We start from the raw sequence: 17539 nt of genomic DNA on the forward strand, positions 1-17539 counted from the left end.
TATCAAGATATAATGATATCAAATAGAGGTGAAACGAGTGGACGAAAAAACAAAACAGGTTCAGGTGCGCTTAACTCCCGAACTACATAGCAAACTCAAAGGCACGCTTGCACTTGATGGACGAAAGCTCGTGGACTTTTTTAATGAAGCAGCTTATGCTTATTTGACTGATAGCGTCAAATATAAAAACACAATTTCTGAAATTATAGGAGGAACCCAAAATGGCAAAAACTAAGAAAAAACAAGAGGCGCTATCTGTAAGCAGACTGATAAATGAAGTTTTAGTTGCACAATTGAGTATACCATTCCGCCAAATTGTTAATGATACTACATTCTCTAAATATACAGGCTCAAAACGCCCAGATATACTTATTTCTGAGTTTGAATATGACGGAACCAACGATGAACAGTATATAAAAAATCTTGTTGCATATGCCGAAGCAAAAGATGACTGTAAGGTGGATGATAAAGATTGGAAAGATGCTTTAAAACAAGGCAAAACCAAGGCTCCTAAATTGGGATTACCGTATTTTATTGTTACAAATTGTAAAACAACATATTTCTATAATGCCAAAACATTAAAACAATTAACGCTAAACGGAAATCCAATTAGAGAATTTCAAACCATAGACATTTATCGTTTGATTAAAAACAAATTAACAGAAAATCCCAATTTAGATTCTATCAATACGAATGTTGACTCGATTTCTACAATTTCAGAAGCAATCTTTAACAAGAAATTATGGGAACTTGCAGGCGTTTATCGAGGTATCAATTTCAAAGATAATGTTCAAAAAATCGACTTTACAGTAGGTTTTGTAGCTCTTGAATATTTTGAAGAGAAAGAAGAAATTGATGGTAATAAAGATGCATCAAAAGTATATTGGTCTACTTGTAACGATGAAGTTGCAGAAAAAATCAAGAATAATTTAAGTGGTTATATAAGCCGTTTGGAAGATGAAACTACATTCAAAGAATTTAAGAATGTTATGGAAGTGGTCAGAATTGCTATTAGTGGTGACGGCAAGAACAAACCACTTATTGGTGTTGATGATGTAAAGCAAATATATGGCATTATTGATTCTATGAAACCTTTACACGGTACTGGATTTGATTTGTTTGGTGCCGTATATGAAATGTTTGCATCTTCAAAGGAAAAGAAAGATTTCGGAGAATATTTCACAAGACGACACTATACGCATATTTTCTCTAAGTTGTTGTTGCAAGATGAGGATGTATATAACAAAAAGAAGGAATTTTCTATTATTGACCCCGCTTGTGGAACGGGTGGATTTTTAACTGAAAGCTTCAAAGTCCTCTTAAACAATTATGAAAAAAGTGGAACACTTACTTCTGAAGCAAGAGAATTTCTGTCTAAAAAGTGCTTCTATGGTGTTGATGTACGTGACGAAAATATTTCCAGAACTCGACTTAATATGTTCTTGGTAGGTGACGGACACACGCATATGTACTCCGACAACTCATTAAAACCTACTCGCCAAGGGAAAAATATATTGAACAAAAAATATCAATATGTGATAACCAATCCGCCTTATGGAAGCGGCACAATCAAAGCAAATACTGAAGCAATATCTACTAATAGAACGGAGATTGCATTTATTTGTAAGGTTATTGATTTGCTTGAAATTGGTGGCAAAGCGTGTATCATTACGCCTGATGGTGTATTGGAAAACCCTTCATACAAAAAGTTGCGACGGGAAATTTTGGAAAAGTGTGAAGTTTATGCAATAGTTTCCTTGCCTAAGTTTGCCTTTGCACCTTATACAAAGGAAAAAACATATGCTTTGTTTATTAAGAAACGGAGCAACACGATAACAAAAATTCAAGATAAGCCTGTGTGGATGTATATTATTGATAACGATGGACTCGCCAATTCAGATAAACGTTTCCCAACCAAGCTTCGGAACAATCGCAATGGTTGGATGCACGATGAAATTTCTGGTTGGGTTAGCACAGACGGCATTGAAATGCCAGGTGTACTTGAAAAAAGATGGTTGACTTTTGATGATAGCGAAACCAAAAGCAATTGGATAGACGAAAAAGGTATTGTACAAACGGCAAGAAAAGGTGGAAATATAGATATCGAGCGTATTACATCTGACAACTATGAAACCTTACTTCCCGAATACTATTTGCGACCATATTCGCCACACTACATTAACGAAGAAGAATTTGCTAATGAATTAAAGAAAATTGATGATGAAATGAGGAGGGTATTAAGTGAAATTTCTTGATGTGTTTAATGAAATTGAAAAAGGCAATTATGCATTAACTGATGAAGCAATATATGCCTCCCTTCAAAATGGTGATGAATTAATTCCGTTGTACGGTGGCAATAAAGAACACGCTACAACAGAACGCAGAATATCCATCTCAGCTAAAACAAAAAAGGGAGTACCTATAACTGTTTTTTCTGGTGAAGGAATAATCATTAGTTTAGATGGTAGTGCAGGAAGTATGACCTATAAAAGTGATGAGAAATTTGCTTTAAATCACCACGCTGGATTCATTACATTGCGAAAAAATGCCAGAGATAAGGTCAATCTTGAGTATTTTTCAATATTTTTGCAGAATTTTTATAGAGAAATGGGTGTAAGTGATGGGTCAAAAACATTGTCGCTAACACAGATTTATGCTGAAGAATTTGATTTGCCAAAGTTTGAGGTGCAAAATAATATTTTACACTTGCTAAAAGGTATAAAGGCTAAGTTAGAGAATTTAGCAACATTAAAGAATAATTATAAATGCCTTATAGACAAAGAAATATCTGTTGAATACACAAAATATCAAGGCAAAAACATAGATATTTCAACCTGCATAGACTATATGAGCGGCAATACGGGACTCACGGAAGAATTCATTTATCAAACCCTGCAGAACGGTGCCGAACATTATCAGATATTGTCAAGTGCTACTGAAGATAGCACAATGATGGGTGAGATTCCAATGTGCGTCATTAATAATCGTCAATTGAAAGTATTTGAGGGGCAAGAAGGACTTTTGGTTACCAGAAATGGAAAAGCAGGCTACACAAAATATTTAAATAAAGGAAGATATACCATAAATGACCATGCATATATACTTTTTGTTAAAGATGATTCTCCTTATAAAATAGATTTACGATGGCTTGCAATCCAATATAAACAAGATTTTCTGTCATATGCTTCCAACTCGGATAATGGCACGTGGAATATGACAGGATTTTTTTCCTATACTAAAATTGATATTCCTTGTTATGATGAGCAACTTTCGCTTGTCAAAAAGCATCAATTACTTCAAAATAGAATTGCGGCCATTGAACAGATTGAAGAACAGTATAGTTGCCTCATTAGTAAAGAAATAGCATAACCTTTTAGTAAAAGCAGCGCCAAGGATTTTATCCCTGCCGCTGTCATATTTATCTAAATCGAGATTTTTAACTTTTGAACAACAGATTCAGTTATGCGTAAATCAATTCTGCATTGACGATTTCCGTCACTCTGGAGCGTATATTGTTCGTTCGTCCAACCCACTCTATTTGGTATTCTGCTTTGAGTTCTTCCGTTATGCATTCTTTTTCGGCAAGTTGTTTTACCAGCCGAAAGAACAATTCCTCTGCCAGCTCGTTTATATCGGCAAGATAGCTATTTAACCTGCCACTTGTCAGCAGATTGACATAGAACAGTTGCTTATGCTCCTTGATATACCGTAAATGCCGTTGTCCCCATATCCCGATGGGCTTTTCTTCTTCGGTGGGTAAAGTAAGGTCAGGAATAAGATACCCGTTTTCTTCGTGATAAGTGCCACCCATTTCTTCAAAAATTGATTTTGCCATTGCTATAATCCTCCGTTATGATTTGAATTTTCCCTACAATTCAATCAATCTGGCTGACTACAAAGCCAAAGGGAGAAGCTACTTCCTTATGTAGCCTCTCCCTTCGGGCGGCTTTTTCCTGCCATATCCTCATATCAGCGCGTCGTATACGCCAATCATCACCGGCATAGTCACGATGGAAAGCAGCGTTGTCAGTACATACAGTGCGCTGGAATACGCGGCGTTGCGGTCGTAGAGCTGCGCGAGCGAGGTCACGGTCGCACAGGCGGGGGTGATACAGGCGAGATAGACGATCATCAGAATATTCTTTCCGTCCGCAATCCAGCCGGCCGCGCCGGCAGCCCGCAGCAGCAGCACGGTCACAAGCGGGAAGGCCAGCAGGCGGAGCAGCACGGGCAGATAATTGCGCGGCGTGGTGAACAGGCGCCGCAGCGGTGTGTCCGCGATGACCATGCCGGCCAGCAGCATGCCCAGCGGCCCGAACATATCGCCCAGCGTACCCAACGTGTCGTTGATAAGGGCGGGCAGCGGCACGCGCAGCAGGAACAACGCACAGCCAGCCACAATCGCGATAATATTGACGTTCAGGAAAAGCTTGCGCCATTCCATGCCGCGCGTGCCGCAGAGCAGGCTGCGGCAGTGCGTCCAGATCAGCACCTGCTGCACCACGATGAACGCGCAGGAATAAATGACGTATTCCGGACCGAGCAGCGCGTTCACAAGCGGGATGACCAGGATACCCGCGTTGGTGTAGATAACGGCGGTGCGTTCGATCACATCCAGATGCAGCGGACCGGCAAGCAGGCGGGTGAGCAACAGAAACAGGATGTGCGCCGCGATCGAAATGGCGAAGGAGAAGATAAGCCCGGCCATGACCTGCGGCGTGTATTCGACCTGGAAAGCGTTGATGATGACGCAGGGCGTGAGCAGGTATACCATGACGACCGATAGGCTGCGGCTGTCCTCCGGACGGAGCAGCTTTGCCCTTACGATGATGTAGCCCATCAGCAGGATGATGAACAGCTGGACGATCTCCCGCATCAGGATCAGGCTGATTTGCATGGGCGTTTTCCCTCCTTGTTGGGTTGGGGCAAGGCAAAGGCCGCCCCCAGGCGACCTTTGCGTCAGGAAGCGTTAGAACAGGCCGGTGATCCTGCCTTCCCGATCCACGTCGATATTTTCCGCAGCCGGTACCCTGGGCAGGCCGGGCATGGTCATGATCGCGCCGGTCTCGACGACGACAAAGCCCGCGCCTGCGGCCAGGCGCGCCGTGCGCACGTTGACCACAAATTCGGTTGGCCGGCCGAGCAGCGCCGGATCGTCGGACAGCGAATACTGCGTTTTCGCCACGCATACCGGCAGATGGCCGTAGCCCATTTCGGTGATGTTCGCCAGCTCCTTGTGCGCCGCCGGGGCGATGGTCACGCCCAGCGCGCCGTAGATCTCCTTGGCGATTCTGCGGATCTTATCCTCGAGCGGGAGGCTGTCCTCGTAGAGCATATGGAAGTCCGCTTTGCCCTCGTCCAGCACGGCGAGCACCTCGTTTGCAAGCGCCTTGCCGCCCTCGCCGCCCTTGGTGAACACCTCGGAGAGAGCCACGCGCACGCCGCGCTTTGCACAGTGCGCGCGGATGAAAGCGACCTCCTCCTCGGTATCGGTCGGGAACGAATTAATGGCCACAACCACCGGCACGCCGAACTTCTGCATGTTGTCCAGGTGCGCGTCCAGATTGCAGACGCCGCGTTCGAGCGCGGCCAGGTCGGGCGCGTTCAGCTCGGCCTTGGATACGCCGCCGTTGTATTTAAGCGCGCGCACGGTCGCTACGAGGACGATGCAGTCGGGCGAGAGGCCAGCCTTGCGGCACTTGATGTCCATGAATTTTTCCGCGCCAAGGTCCGCGCCGAAGCCGGCCTCGGTGATGGCGATGTCCGCGAGCTTTAAGGCGAGCTTGGTCGCCTGCACGCTGTTGCAGCCGTGCGCGATATTGGCGAACGGACCGCCGTGCATCAGGCAGGGGGTGCCTTCGAGCGTCTGCACCAGGTTGGGCTTGATCGCGTCCTTCATCAGCGCGGTCATCGCGCCTTCCGCATGCAGGTCACGCGCGAAGATTGGCTTGCCTGCGTAGGAATAGGCGACCAGAATGTCACCGAAGCGCTTTTTCAGGTCGTCCAAGTCGGAGGCTAGGCACAGGATCGCCATGATCTCGGAGGCGACCGTGATCATAAAATGGTCTTCGCGCGGCACGCCGTTCATTTTACCGCCCAGGCCGATCGTAATATTGCGTAGGCTGCGGTCGTTCATGTCCATCACGCGGGTGAAGATCACGCGACGCGGGTCGATGCCGAGCGCGTTGCCCTGCTGCATGTGGTTGTCCAGCATGGCGCAGAGAAGGTTGTTCGCGGCGGTGATAGCGTGCATATCGCCAGTAAAATGCAGGTTGATGTCCTCCATCGGCACAACCTGCGCATAGCCGCCGCCGGCCGCGCCGCCCTTGATGCCGAATACAGGACCGAGGGATGGCTCGCGTAGCGCGATCACCGCATTCTTGCCAAGCTTGGCCATCGCTTGACCGAGGCCGACGGTCGTGGTGGTCTTACCCTCGCCCGCGGGGGTGGGGTTGATGGCGGTGACGAGCACCAGCTTGCCGTTTTCATGGCCCTCCAGCTTGGTCCACACGTCTGTGGACAGCTTGGCCTTGTACTTGCCGTACAGCTCCAGGTCGTCCGCATCCAGCCCGGCAGCCGCGGCGACTTCCGCGATCGGGCGCATCTGGCAGCTCTGCGCGATTTCGATATCGGATAACATAACATTTCCTCCCGTATAATTTACACAGTGTCAATATTATAACAATGTTCTGCACAGTTTTCCAGCGGTAGACGCGAAAAATTTGCTGAATTTGCGACTCGCAAACGGCGCTGCATTGTGGTATGATATAAAACAGGCGCAAATCCCATATAGAAAAGGAGGGGCGGCGTGGACGTTTTCAAAACCGTCAGACATTACCTGAAAAATACCGACCTTTATCTGCTTGTCCTCGCGCTTCTGTGCTCGGCGTATGGCATGGTGCTGATTTATTCGGCAACGCTCAATCCCGTGAGCGGGCTGGATGGCAGCACGCGCAACCTGTTCGTGCAGGCGGCGGCGATTATCATCGGCCTGGGCGCGTTTGTCGTGATGAGCCTGATTGACCTGGAAACCATGAGCGGCTGGTGGAAGATATTCGTGCTGCTCAATATCGGCCTGCAGATGCTGCTGTTCACCCCACTTGGGCAGGAGGTCAACGGCCAGCGCGCGTGGCTCAACCTGGGCGTGACCAGCCTGCAGCCGGGCGAGCTGGGCAAGCTGATTTTTATTTTTACGCTTGCTGCGCACATTTCCGAAATACGCGAGCACATCAGCGAATGGCGCGGCCTGTTCGTGATCGGCCTGCACACGCTCATCATGATGGGCGCGGTGGTCGTTGCCTCGGGCGATACTGGCATGGCGATCCAGTATTTTATGATCGCGCTGATTATGCTGTTTGCCGCGGGTCTGTCGATGAAGTGGATCGCCGTGGGCGCGGGGCTCGGGCTGGTCAGCATACCGTTCCTGTGGAATTTTGTCCTGGTGGGCTACCAGATCACGCGCATCCTGGTGCTGTTCGACCCGTCGATCGATCCGGATATCTCGCGCCAGGCGACCTACGGCAAGATCGCGATCGGCTCGGGGCAGCTCAGCGGGCAGGGCCTGACCAACGGCACGATGACGCAGATGCAGATTGTATCGGAAAACCAGACCGACTATATTTTTTCTGTCGCGGGCGAGGAGCTGGGCTTTATCGGCTGCATGCTCATCATCGGCCTGCTGACGCTGCTGATCCTGCGGCTGTTTTATGTTTCGTACCGCGCGTCAACGACGTTTTCGTCGCTGCTCGCCGTGGGGGTGTCGGGCATGTTCCTGTTCCAGACGTTTATGAATATCTTCATGAACGTCGGCCTGCTGCCTGTCATGGGATTGACGCTGCCGTTCTTCTCTTACGGCGGCACGTCGATCGTCACCATGTACGCAGCGCTGGGCATTGCCGCGGGCGTGCGTATGAGGGAAAAGCCGTCGTGGCTGCAGTAGCGCGCGGCCGGACGGAAAACGAAAACAGAAAAACGCGGAAAGGATGTTAGGCAATGGAAAGACAACAGGCATGGGAGCTTTTGTGCAGATATAACAGGGAACCGTTCCATCTGCGCCACGCGCTGACGGTCGAGGCCGTTATGCGGTATTTCGCGGAGCAGCGGGGCGAGGACGCGGATTTTTGGGGCGTAGCCGGTCTGCTGCATGATATTGATTTTGAACAATGGCCGGAGCAGCACTGCGTCAAGGCGCCCGAGCTGCTGCGCGAGGGCGGGGCGGACGAGGCGACTGTCCATGCGGTGTGCAGCCACGGCTGGGGGCTTTGCTCGGATGTGGAGCCGACGCACGAAATGGAAAAGCTGCTGTTTGCCTCGGATGAGCTGACCGGACTGATCGGCGCGGCCGCGCTCATGCGGCCCTCCAAAAGCGTGCAGGACATGGAGCTGAAAAGCCTGAAGAAAAAATATAAGGATAAAAAATTCGCTGCCGGCTGTTCGCGCGAGGTGATCGCGCGGGGGGCGGAGCTGTGCGGGCTTACACTGGACGAGCTGCTGCAGCTGACGCTGGACGCGATGCGGGTAAGCGAGGATGTGGTTAACGCACAAATGGAAAGCTTGCATAATAAATAACTTAAGAGCAACCGTTAGACAGGCTTTTATAACACAGGATATTATTGCAAAAAGGCGCTATCCAAGCTGGATAGCGCCTTTTTGCATATGGGAGGGGAGCGGTAGGGAGCGAATGCCCAAAAACGCCCTTCAATGAGTATGTGGCTTATTCAGTGGGTTCCCTATCCGAAGAGGCGGCCTGGGAAGTATGCCCTCCGGACAGCGTGATTTTCTCCACCTGATTCGGTTCGGTGCCGGTTTGACGGTACAGAGTAGACCCGTCGGAGGAGATAAAGTAGGTTTCGACAAGGGAATTCGTACCTGCCGCGTTTTTTTGATATACATAAATTGTCAGGCATGCAGTATGGTCCACCTCTACAAAGCCGGGACCGGGCTTCAGGCTGTATTCGGACATGGAAGAACCTGGCAGGCCGATTTCTTCGGGGGAGACGGTGTTCAGCAGGTCTTTCGCGGTGGAAAAGGAGAGGGCAGAGCCGGCTGTGAGCAGGGAGTTGCCGAAGTCCTGCCCGGCTACATGGTCGAGCGTAACCAGACAACTGGTCGGCGTCCAGTCAATGCGGACGCGGAATAGCAGTTCAGGGTCATGCGGGAGCGATGCATAGGACGTTGCTTCGCCGTCGCCAGTATTTTCCCCTTCGCTGTTTGCAGACGTAGCGCCGTCCATGACCGCCTGACGGGTGAGCAGAATGGAGCCGACAGGCTGGGTATAGACACTGTCGTCCGGCTTTTCCTCAGGCTGTAGGGCGATGGCCTCGCCAGTCAGAAGATCGACATAGGAGCGCACGACAGGACCGGTCTGATATTCAGTGAATTGCTGATAGTCGTAAGCGATGTAGGGGGAGGTCGCGTCGGCCTCGTTGCCCGCACTGTCTGTACGCTCTGCGTTGCCGTCGTCAGTACCTGCGTCATCACCCGCTGTGCTTTCGGGAGAAAGCACAGCGGTCAGGCGCCCGCCGGACTGTTCCGTCATCACCTGCTCCAGCGCGGGAATCGTATCCTCGCCGAAGCTGTAAGTGGATATGGTTTCGGAAGCAGAGCTGTCGCCGCTGCAAGCGGACAGCAGGCAAAATAGACAAACGGAAAAAGATATGAAAAAGCGTTTCATTATCCTGAGATCCCTTCTTTCATCAAAAATATCTGTATATATGATACCGTTCTGCCTGTGACAAAGGCAACGGAAATTGCGCACAAAACAAAGCGGGAACAGAGATTAAAATGAGCGAAAACGATGAAAAGCAAAAAGGCGTGAAATCATGGTTATTTTTCTGATGGATATGTCCGATAAATAATAAAAAGGTATTTACACGGCAGCGAAGACGCCAGCGAAAGCGGTGCCCGGCCGTGCGCAGGAAAGGACGCGGTGCGTATGAATGGGAAATGGACACAGGGATTGGCCGGTCTGCTGGCGGCAGTACTGCTTATGCCAACGCCCGCTGCTCTTGCGGCGGAGATTGGGAGTGTTGAAGATTCTCCAACAGGATCTGCATCTAATGCTGCAACGGTAGATATTGCAAACGGAAGCGGCAGCAAGGTCCAATTTGAGCCGAATGGTGAAGTGGAGCTGACTGACGGAAAAAGCGCCTCCTTTACCCTCGTAACGGAGGAGGGGTACCGGCTGGAAAATATAACCATAGAAATTAAACCAGAGGCAGGATCAACGGTTTCGCTTACATTGGAGCAGGATATGCTGAGCGGAGCGGATGTGAATAGTGGGATATCGGCGCAGGTGGATCAGTGGCCGAGCTATTCCAATACATGCAGGCTGACGGTTACAGCGGGGCAGCTGACAGCGGACGCGGATATCAGCATATCTGCCTACGCGCCCGTCACAGAGTATGATGCGGAAATTGACGAACCAGAAGATGGGAAAACAGGCGGGAGCGGTACATATGGAAACGGCGAAAGGACGACACTTTCTGTTACGCCGGATCAGGGGTATCAGCTGAAAAGCCTGTACCTGTCCTATACCGTAAATGGAAAAACGGAGACGAACACGGTGTCCTCTTCAGGTGATTGGAATGGGTTGAAAATTGCTTGGAGTGCCGCCGATCAGACGACGGTCAGTGGCCCGCTGTATGGCGATCTGAGGATCACGCCATCCATAGAAAAAATACCGGTTACGCACAAGGTACGCATTTATATGGATGACGGGCTGGAGCTTGACCGCCCCGGCAGTGAAACGACCACTGTGGATGAGGGGGATTCCCTTTCAGTTCGGGTTTCAACGGAGGAAGGCTACCTGATCGACCAGATGCTGGTGCAGGTTGGGAAAACCTATGCAACATGGACGCCGGAGCAGTCTTACTTCATGGTGAATTACGACCGCATTTCCGTGCGGGAATCAGATGACAGCGTATCCTTTGTGCTTCCGGAAATCACAGATGATGTCACGATTGAATTTGCCTCCACATACGATGAAAACAATATTCCCATCAAGCTGGAGGAGGGTTCCCGCATCAATATTGATTCAGATGTGGGGGATACGGTAGCCCGTGGTGAGGACGCCGCTTTTACGATCAGCACCACGTCGGATAGGTATTCCGTAAAGAGAATTACCGTTCGGATTGGGGAAAGCAAGGCTTCCGCCGATCCGGATGATGAGACAATCCGTGTAGGCAACCGTAATTATGAGATTCAGGACAACGGCAACGGGGAATATACGCTTTATATCGATAATATCAGGGAGCCTGTCACGGTAGGGGCGACCTCGAATAGCTCAAGCACGGTGTCCCGCCCCTCGCTTACGATCAACAGCTCCAGCAATATGAAGATTACCAAAAGCGTTTCCGGTAGCCGGATCGATGCGGGAGACAGCGTACGGTTTTACTTTACGCCCAATAAGAATTACCAGATCGATGAGATTACAGTGAAAATCGGGGGCAGTAGCCGCACTGTGGGGGCGGATAAGGCATACATCCGCGTCGGCGGGGAGAGCTATCAGATGAGCCGCAATGCGGACGGCGTAGTGACGCTGTATCTGGATGACATAGAAGAAAATGTTACGGTTTCTGGACGGGCTTATTATTCAAGGGATTCGGTAAAGCCAACGGGAACGGTAAAGCTCAATACTTCAAGCAGGATCGCGTTCCTCAACGGCTATGCCGACGGCACCTTTCGGCCGGAAGCCAATATGACACGGGCAGAGGCTGTCGTCATGCTGTACCGATTGTCCGATGTTGAGAACGTTTCCAACACAGGGGATATATTTATCGATGTACCCTACAACATGTGGTGCGCAGGTGAAATCAATGCCTTTGCAAATGCGGGTATTATTGATGTAACAAGCTACTTCCATCCGAACCAGTATATTACGCGGGCAGAGTTTGTAGAGATGCTTTACCGGCTGATGGGATCGCCGAGTTATTCGCGCGGTACGCTGCGGTTCAGCGATGTGACAGGTGCTACGAACGAGGATGCGATCTATTATGCGGTGTCCCGCGGGTGGGTCAATGGGTATGCGGATGGGACGTTCCGTCCGTTTAGCTATATCGCGCGAAGCGAAGTAGCGGCGCTGATGACGCGCCTGCTGAACAGGACCTCCGGCGGCAGTGGAGTGTCTTACAAAGATGTGCCATATACCTATTGGGCATACCGCTATATTCAATTAGCATCTTCTTATATATAAATTTTTGTTAAATTACATATGAGCATAGGACGCTGGAGAGCAGATGTCCGCATGCTTGGGGATAGTGGGCGCGGCTTTAGGCCGCGCCCACTAAAGCTTAGAGGCAGCGGCGTCTCTGTGAGGACAGCCGCGACAAGGAAACGGGAGGAGAGCCTTTATCAGGAAAGTGATGTTCATATAAATAAACGAATTTTATATTATGTATTGATGGAGAGACGCTGCAATAAAAAACGATTATGTAATGTCATTCCATAAAAATAACGCATGATTACGAGCACGTACATAGGAGCGGTTGAAATTATAGGAATTATTGGGAAAAGTATTATAAAAAATTGACTATTTAAACAAAAAAAGAAATAAGTGTGGAAAATAAGGCTGTAATGGTGAATTATTAGTGCAAATAAGTGGTTTTTTTTTTTTTTTTCGGTGATAAAAGGGGTGGAGAGCATCTGAGTGATACGGATTTGTTGAAAATGTCTATAGATGTTGAAAACAAATATCGATTATTGTCGAAAAAACGTTGACCCTAATCAGGAGAAGATGTAAAATATAACAGAATGATTATTTCGTATATAATTCGGAAGAACTTGTAGGGTTCGACAGTTTGGAGATGAGGGAAAAATGGATGCGCTTACCAGTAATTCACTGTTGATGATGGAACGTTCCATGGATTTTCTGTGGACAAAGCAAACCGCGATCTTAGATAATTTGGCGAATGTTGAAACACCGAATTACAAAACCAAATATGTGACCTTTGAAGAAACGCTGCGTAGCCGTCTGCAAGCCGCTGTACCGTCGGGCGGCGGCTTGCGCGAGGCTATAGAGGGTGCAAGACCGGTTATTCATGTCGCGGAAAATGAAACGGCGCGCATGGATGGAAACGGTGTGGATGCAACGGAGCAGGGGATTGAGCTGGCGCGCAACGCGCTGCAGTTGCAGCATGTAATGAGCGCGGTTTCTGATGATCTCTCTTTGCTGCGCACTGCAATCCGCGGACAATAACAGGAGGGTAGCGGAATGGCTTTTCTCAGTTCAATGAACATTACGGGTTCGTCGTTGACCGCCCAGCAGCTGCGTTTGGATGTTATTTCGGAAAATGTAGCCAATATCAACACCACAAGAGTCGAAGGTGGAAACGGACCATACCGCAGAAAGCTGGTGGTCATGGAAGCGGAAAACGGAAGGGACTCGTTCCGCAATGTTTTGGCACAGGCCGCAGGAGGTGTACCGGCGGCTGCCGGCGGGCTGTCCCAGCAGGGGGGCGTGCGGGTGACGCAGATTATTGAAGACACAAGCCCGTTTAAGCTGTCGTATGATCCCACGCATCCGGATGCGAACGCGCAGGGATATGTTGAGCTGCCCAATATTGATCTGGTCAAGGAGATCAGCGATGCGATGGCAGCGACACAGGCATTTTCGGCAAATGTTACGGCATTTAATACGCTGAAAACAGTTGCGTCGCGCGCGCTGGAAATCGGTAAGTAAACAGGAGGGAGCGTAAGGATGGCAGTGATTTCCAATATACATCCCTTATGGGATGCCTTGCCCATTTCCGTGGGGAAAGAAGAGCGGGAGTACTCCGAACGGACGGCGCTTCCGGTTTTTGAGCAGATTTTCCAGGAAGCAATCGATAATGTAAGGCAGACCGATCAGGAAAAGAACAAAGCGGAGTATCTGATGGCGACAGGGCAACTGGATAACCCTGCTATTCGGACGATCGCAAGCACAAAGGCACAAATGTCGGTGGAGCTGCTGGTACAGCTTCGCAACAAAGCGCTCGATGCGTACAGTGAACTGTCCCGCATGAGCATATAACAGCTGTGGATACACAGCCGGAAGTATCGGTAGTTGGGGAACAGGGCGGAAGTAATGGTAAAAGAAAAACTGCAAAACAACCTCAACAAAGTGAAAAGCTTTTTTGAAGGAGAAAATAAAAAGAAAAGGATCGTTACTGCGGCAATTATTATTGTGGCGGTAATCATCGTATCTGTTATCGCTGCCGTGGTGCTGAACAATCGCCCTTACGAAACACTGTTTACAGGACTGACAACCGATGAGGCATCAGCTATTGTGGGAAAGCTGGAAGAGTACGGCGCTGCGGATTATAAGATCGAGGGAGATACGATTAAAGTGCCCGCAGCCCAGGAGCCGGACCTGAAAGCAAAGCTGCTGCTGGACGGCTATCCAAAATCAGGCTTCGGTTATGACACCTATTTCAACAATATCAGTATGATGGCAAGCGACTCGGATAGGGACACGGTGCGCAACTATGAACTGCAGGACCGGATGGCAGCGGTTATCCGCTGCTTTGAAGGCGTTAAGGACGCGGTGGTCAATATCTCCGAGGGCTCGGATCAGCGCTATGTTCTTGACAGTGAAAACGCGACGCCTGCGACCGCTGCTGTTTTTGTAACGATGCAGGATGGCGGCGCATTGCCGGAAAACTATGTTGATGCAATCGGAAACCTTGTTGCGCGCAGCGTAAAGGGGCTGGAGTTCGGCAGTATTACGGTTACGGATTCGGTCGGCAACAGCTATATGCCGGGCGCAGAAAACAGCACGACCTCCTCGGCGTCCGACCTGAAGCTGCGGCTGGAAAATCAGGTAAATAACCGTGTGCGCGGGGAAGTAATGCAGGCGCTGACGCCGATTTACGGGCCGGACAACGTGCGGGTCAGCGTGACCAGCACGGTGGATGTCAGCCGGCGTGTACAGGAGAATACGGTTTATTCCTCTCCGGAGGGGGCGCCTGAAGGCGAGGGGATCATTGGACAGCGGGAATATGACCAGGAGCTGACGCGGGGAAATGAAAATACCGCGGGCGGTGTAGTCGGTACGCAGTCCAATGCGGACATTGAAACTTACATGGAATCGCAGGACGCGGTCAATGGAGATGAAACCTGGATCAAAAACGCAGGAACCGAGGACTACAAGGTGAACTCCTCTACCGAGCAGAGCGAGCAGAATTCAGGGGTTGTTACCGATGTGATGATTGCGGTAACCATCAATCAGAATGCGGCGGGTAATGTTGCGGCGGCACAATTGACCAGCCATATCGCCCGCGCGGCAGGCATTGCACCTGAGGTACAGGCAGATAAGATTAATGTGCTGATCGCGCCGTTCTACACGGATACGCCGACTAATACAGACAGCTTGCCGATTGGCGGGCTGCAGCTGCCCAAATGGGCAATATATGCGATCGCGGGCGCGGTGGGGCTTCTGCTCATGCTGGTGATACTGTTGCTTATCATACAGCGCCGCCGCAAAAAGGCAAAAGCGGCTCTGGAAGAGCTGGAGCAGCAGGCGGCGCTTGCTGCTGCGGAACGCGCAGAGCGTGAGAAACGGGAAAACCTGCTGGATATCCAAAACGAAAAGAGCATGGAGCTGAAGCAGGATATCCGAAAGTTTACAGAGGAAAATCCAGAGATCGCAGCGCAGATGATACGGGTTTGGTTAAAAGGGGACGGTGTAAATGGCTGATCAGGAATTGACTCCGCAGCAAAGGGCCGCCACAGTGATCGTTGCGCTGGGGACAGATAAGGCATCGCGTATTTATCAATATATGGGACCGGATGAACTGGAGCAGCTGACGCTCGAGGTCGCCAAGCTGGGGCATGTCCCGACAGAACGCACGGAGCAGGTGCTGGAAGAATTTTACCAGATGTGCCTGACCAATAAGGCGGTTACAGAGGGCGGGATGGAGTATGCACGGTCGGTGCTGCAAAAAGCCTTTGGCGATCAGGCGGCCGATCAGCTGCTCAGTAAGGTGACGAAGGCGTTGACTAACCGTGCGTTCTCTTTCCTGGATAAAACAGACGCGAAAACGCTTCTTTCCACGCTACAGCATGAACGTGCGCAGACGATTGCGCTGGTGCTGTCCTATGTGGATCCGGATAAGGCTGCAGCAGTCATTGAGGAACTGCCGGCAAACAAAAAGCTGCGTGTTGTGGAGAATATCGCCCGCATGGAGAGCGCTTCGCCTGGCGCGGTAAAAATGCTGGAAGAAGAGCTGAAGAAGAAGTTTGCCAATATTATCGTTGCGGAAAAGGTACAGGTCGGCGGACTCGACCAGATTGCCGCTATTATGAACAATTTGGAGCGTTCCAGCGAAAAAGCAGTTTTCGATGGATTGGAAAAGCGGAACGGCAAACTGGCGGAAGAAATCCGCAAACGCATGTTCGTTTTCGAGGATATCGTCAAGATGGACGATCGTTCGGTGCAGCGTTTTGTGCGCGATTGCGATACACGGGATATCGTGCTGGCGCTCAAGGGGGCAAACAGGGAGGTGGCAGAAAAGCTGTTTGCCAACATGTCGTCGCGTATGCGGCAGAATATCGAGGAGGATCTCGAAATCACAACCAATGTGCGTATCCGCGACGTGGAAGAAGCGCAACAGCGTATTGTTGGTATTATTCGTGATTTGGAGGAACGGAATGAAATCATTATCCTGAAGGGTGGAAAGGATGAGATCATTGCCTAATATCCTCAAATATTTTATGAAGCCTCATGCGGAGGACTATCAGCTTCCAGATACCGAACAGATGGCAGATACGCTGGAGGAAATGGTCCGGCTGAAGGAAAGCGTCCCCTATGAGGGGGAGCCCCCGTCGCAGTCCGCCGAGCAGGACGAGGCGACGCAGCGCAGCGACATGGAACCGGAGGAAGTGCAGGAAAGCGTGCCACCGGTGCGCTCCCTGTCCTTTGCCCGTGCGGAAGCAGATGCATTGCTGCGGGACGCGCATACGCAGGCCGATGAGATTATCGCGGCGGCAAAGCAGGCAGCCGAGACTGAGGTGGCAAAGATACATCAGCAGGCGGCCGAAAAAGGATACAGCCAAGGCTATGCGGATGGTGCGGAAAAGGGACGGAAAGAGGCCGCCGCAGCAACAGAGGCCGCAGCGCAGCAGTCTGTCCAGGAAATGCAGCGCTTTTTGCAGCAGGCGGCTCAGATTCGGGATGATTCTATCGACCGGCTGCAGGAGGAGCTGTTGCAGGTTGCGATTACAGTCGCAGAAAAAGTAATCCATGTCAGTCTGCAAAGCAGCGAGGAAATTATCCGGAGGATGATTGTAGCGGCGACTGATAAGCTGAAACGGCGCGAGTGGGTGCAGATCTATGTGGCGGACTGTGATGTAAAAGGAGCCGCGCAGGCGGATCCGGCGCTGGCGTCTGCGCTGTCCGGTCTTTCAGGACATGTGAAGATCGTGCCGATGCACGATGCGGAGCCCGGGACCTGTATTGTCGAAATGCCGGATGAAATCATCGATGCGAGCGCATCAACACAACTGGATAATATCCGCGCAATCGTGCGGGAGAACGCATAGCCGGTATCGGCGGGAATAAGGA

The 17539-nt window shown here is 50.3% G+C and carries 16 protein-coding genes; 12 read left to right on the forward strand and 4 right to left on the reverse strand.

The window, feature by feature from the left end; translation table 11 throughout:
• Nucleotides 1-37 precede the first annotated feature (37 nt).
• From H8S45_RS06310 to H8S45_RS06320, 3 genes are read left to right on the forward strand one after another with little or no spacing between them, the layout of a single operon-like run.
• A complete protein-coding gene (locus H8S45_RS06310) occupies nucleotides 38-235 on the forward strand; it encodes a hypothetical protein (RefSeq protein ID WP_186949825.1) in 198 nt (65 codons plus the stop codon).
• The gene (locus tag H8S45_RS06315; protein WP_186949827.1) at nucleotides 222-2255 is read left to right on the forward strand and encodes an HsdM family class I SAM-dependent methyltransferase; all 2034 of its coding nucleotides are present in this window, start codon (nucleotides 222-224) and stop codon (nucleotides 2253-2255) included. Before H8S45_RS06310 ends, H8S45_RS06315 begins: the two co-directional genes overlap by 14 nt.
• Nucleotides 2242-3369 carry a restriction endonuclease subunit S gene (locus H8S45_RS06320; protein ID WP_186949829.1) on the forward strand — a complete coding sequence of 376 codons (1128 nt, stop codon included), beginning with the start codon at nucleotides 2242-2244 and terminating at the stop codon, nucleotides 3367-3369. The genes H8S45_RS06315 and H8S45_RS06320 overlap by 14 nt, the downstream gene beginning before the upstream one ends.
• A 91-nt stretch (nucleotides 3370-3460) precedes the next feature.
• Here the strand turns inward: H8S45_RS06320 and H8S45_RS06325 are convergent, their stop codons facing one another.
• From H8S45_RS06325 to H8S45_RS06335, 3 genes are all read right to left on the reverse strand, one after another.
• Nucleotides 3461-3835 carry a TnpV protein gene (locus tag H8S45_RS06325; RefSeq protein ID WP_054327073.1) on the reverse strand — a complete coding sequence of 125 codons (375 nt, stop codon included), beginning with the start codon at nucleotides 3833-3835 and terminating at the stop codon, nucleotides 3461-3463.
• 129 nt (nucleotides 3836-3964) lie between these two features.
• The gene (locus tag H8S45_RS06330) at nucleotides 3965-4897 is read right to left on the reverse strand and encodes an AEC family transporter (RefSeq protein ID WP_054327074.1); all 933 of its coding nucleotides are present in this window, start codon (nucleotides 4895-4897) and stop codon (nucleotides 3965-3967) included.
• Nucleotides 4898-4969: 72 nt separating this feature from the next.
• Nucleotides 4970-6640, reverse strand: coding sequence for a formate--tetrahydrofolate ligase (locus H8S45_RS06335; protein ID WP_186949831.1), 1671 nt, complete (start codon nucleotides 6638-6640; stop codon nucleotides 4970-4972).
• A 168-nt stretch (nucleotides 6641-6808) separates the two neighbouring features.
• On the opposite strand from H8S45_RS06335, the gene H8S45_RS06340 reads away from it, so the two are divergent.
• On the forward strand, nucleotides 6809-7939 hold the full coding sequence (locus H8S45_RS06340; RefSeq protein ID WP_054327076.1) for an FtsW/RodA/SpoVE family cell cycle protein: 1131 nt from the start codon (nucleotides 6809-6811) through the stop codon (nucleotides 7937-7939).
• Nucleotides 7940-7992: 53 nt separating this feature from the next.
• The gene (locus H8S45_RS06345; RefSeq protein WP_054327077.1) at nucleotides 7993-8568 is read left to right on the forward strand and encodes an HDIG domain-containing metalloprotein; all 576 of its coding nucleotides are present in this window, start codon (nucleotides 7993-7995) and stop codon (nucleotides 8566-8568) included.
• 145 nt (nucleotides 8569-8713) lie between these two features.
• On the opposite strand, the gene H8S45_RS06350 is transcribed toward H8S45_RS06345, so the two are convergent.
• Nucleotides 8714-9673 (reverse strand): hypothetical protein, encoded by a 960-nt coding sequence (locus H8S45_RS06350; RefSeq protein ID WP_147574313.1) that lies wholly within the window; start codon nucleotides 9671-9673, stop codon nucleotides 8714-8716.
• Nucleotides 9674-9934: 261 nt separating this feature from the next.
• Between H8S45_RS06350 and H8S45_RS06355 the strand changes: the two genes are divergently transcribed.
• From H8S45_RS06355 to H8S45_RS06385, 7 genes are all read left to right on the forward strand, one after another.
• Nucleotides 9935-12193: an S-layer homology domain-containing protein gene (locus H8S45_RS06355; RefSeq protein WP_082397023.1), complete on the forward strand. Its 2259-nt coding sequence runs from the start codon at nucleotides 9935-9937 to the stop codon at nucleotides 12191-12193.
• Nucleotides 12194-12814: 621 nt separating this feature from the next.
• The gene (gene flgB, locus H8S45_RS06360; protein WP_054327080.1) at nucleotides 12815-13195 is read left to right on the forward strand and encodes a flagellar basal body rod protein FlgB; all 381 of its coding nucleotides are present in this window, start codon (nucleotides 12815-12817) and stop codon (nucleotides 13193-13195) included.
• A gap of 15 nt (nucleotides 13196-13210) precedes the next feature.
• Nucleotides 13211-13678: a flagellar basal body rod protein FlgC gene (gene flgC, locus H8S45_RS06365; RefSeq protein ID WP_054327081.1), complete on the forward strand. Its 468-nt coding sequence runs from the start codon at nucleotides 13211-13213 to the stop codon at nucleotides 13676-13678.
• 18 nt (nucleotides 13679-13696) lie between these two features.
• Nucleotides 13697-14008 carry a flagellar hook-basal body complex protein FliE gene (locus tag H8S45_RS06370; RefSeq protein ID WP_082397025.1) on the forward strand — a complete coding sequence of 104 codons (312 nt, stop codon included), beginning with the start codon at nucleotides 13697-13699 and terminating at the stop codon, nucleotides 14006-14008.
• A gap of 54 nt (nucleotides 14009-14062) precedes the next feature.
• The gene (gene fliF / locus H8S45_RS06375) at nucleotides 14063-15673 is read left to right on the forward strand and encodes a flagellar basal-body MS-ring/collar protein FliF (protein ID WP_054327082.1); all 1611 of its coding nucleotides are present in this window, start codon (nucleotides 14063-14065) and stop codon (nucleotides 15671-15673) included.
• The gene (gene fliG / locus H8S45_RS06380; RefSeq protein WP_054327083.1) at nucleotides 15666-16673 is read left to right on the forward strand and encodes a flagellar motor switch protein FliG; all 1008 of its coding nucleotides are present in this window, start codon (nucleotides 15666-15668) and stop codon (nucleotides 16671-16673) included. The genes fliF and fliG overlap by 8 nt, the downstream gene beginning before the upstream one ends.
• Nucleotides 16657-17517: a FliH/SctL family protein gene (locus tag H8S45_RS06385; protein ID WP_082397026.1), complete on the forward strand. Its 861-nt coding sequence runs from the start codon at nucleotides 16657-16659 to the stop codon at nucleotides 17515-17517. Before fliG ends, H8S45_RS06385 begins: the two co-directional genes overlap by 17 nt.
• Nucleotides 17518-17539: the final 22 nt, after the last annotated feature.

This window comes from Agathobaculum faecis (assembly GCF_014287995.1).
Lineage (GTDB): Bacteria > Bacillota > Clostridia > Oscillospirales > Butyricicoccaceae > Agathobaculum > Agathobaculum ammoniilyticum.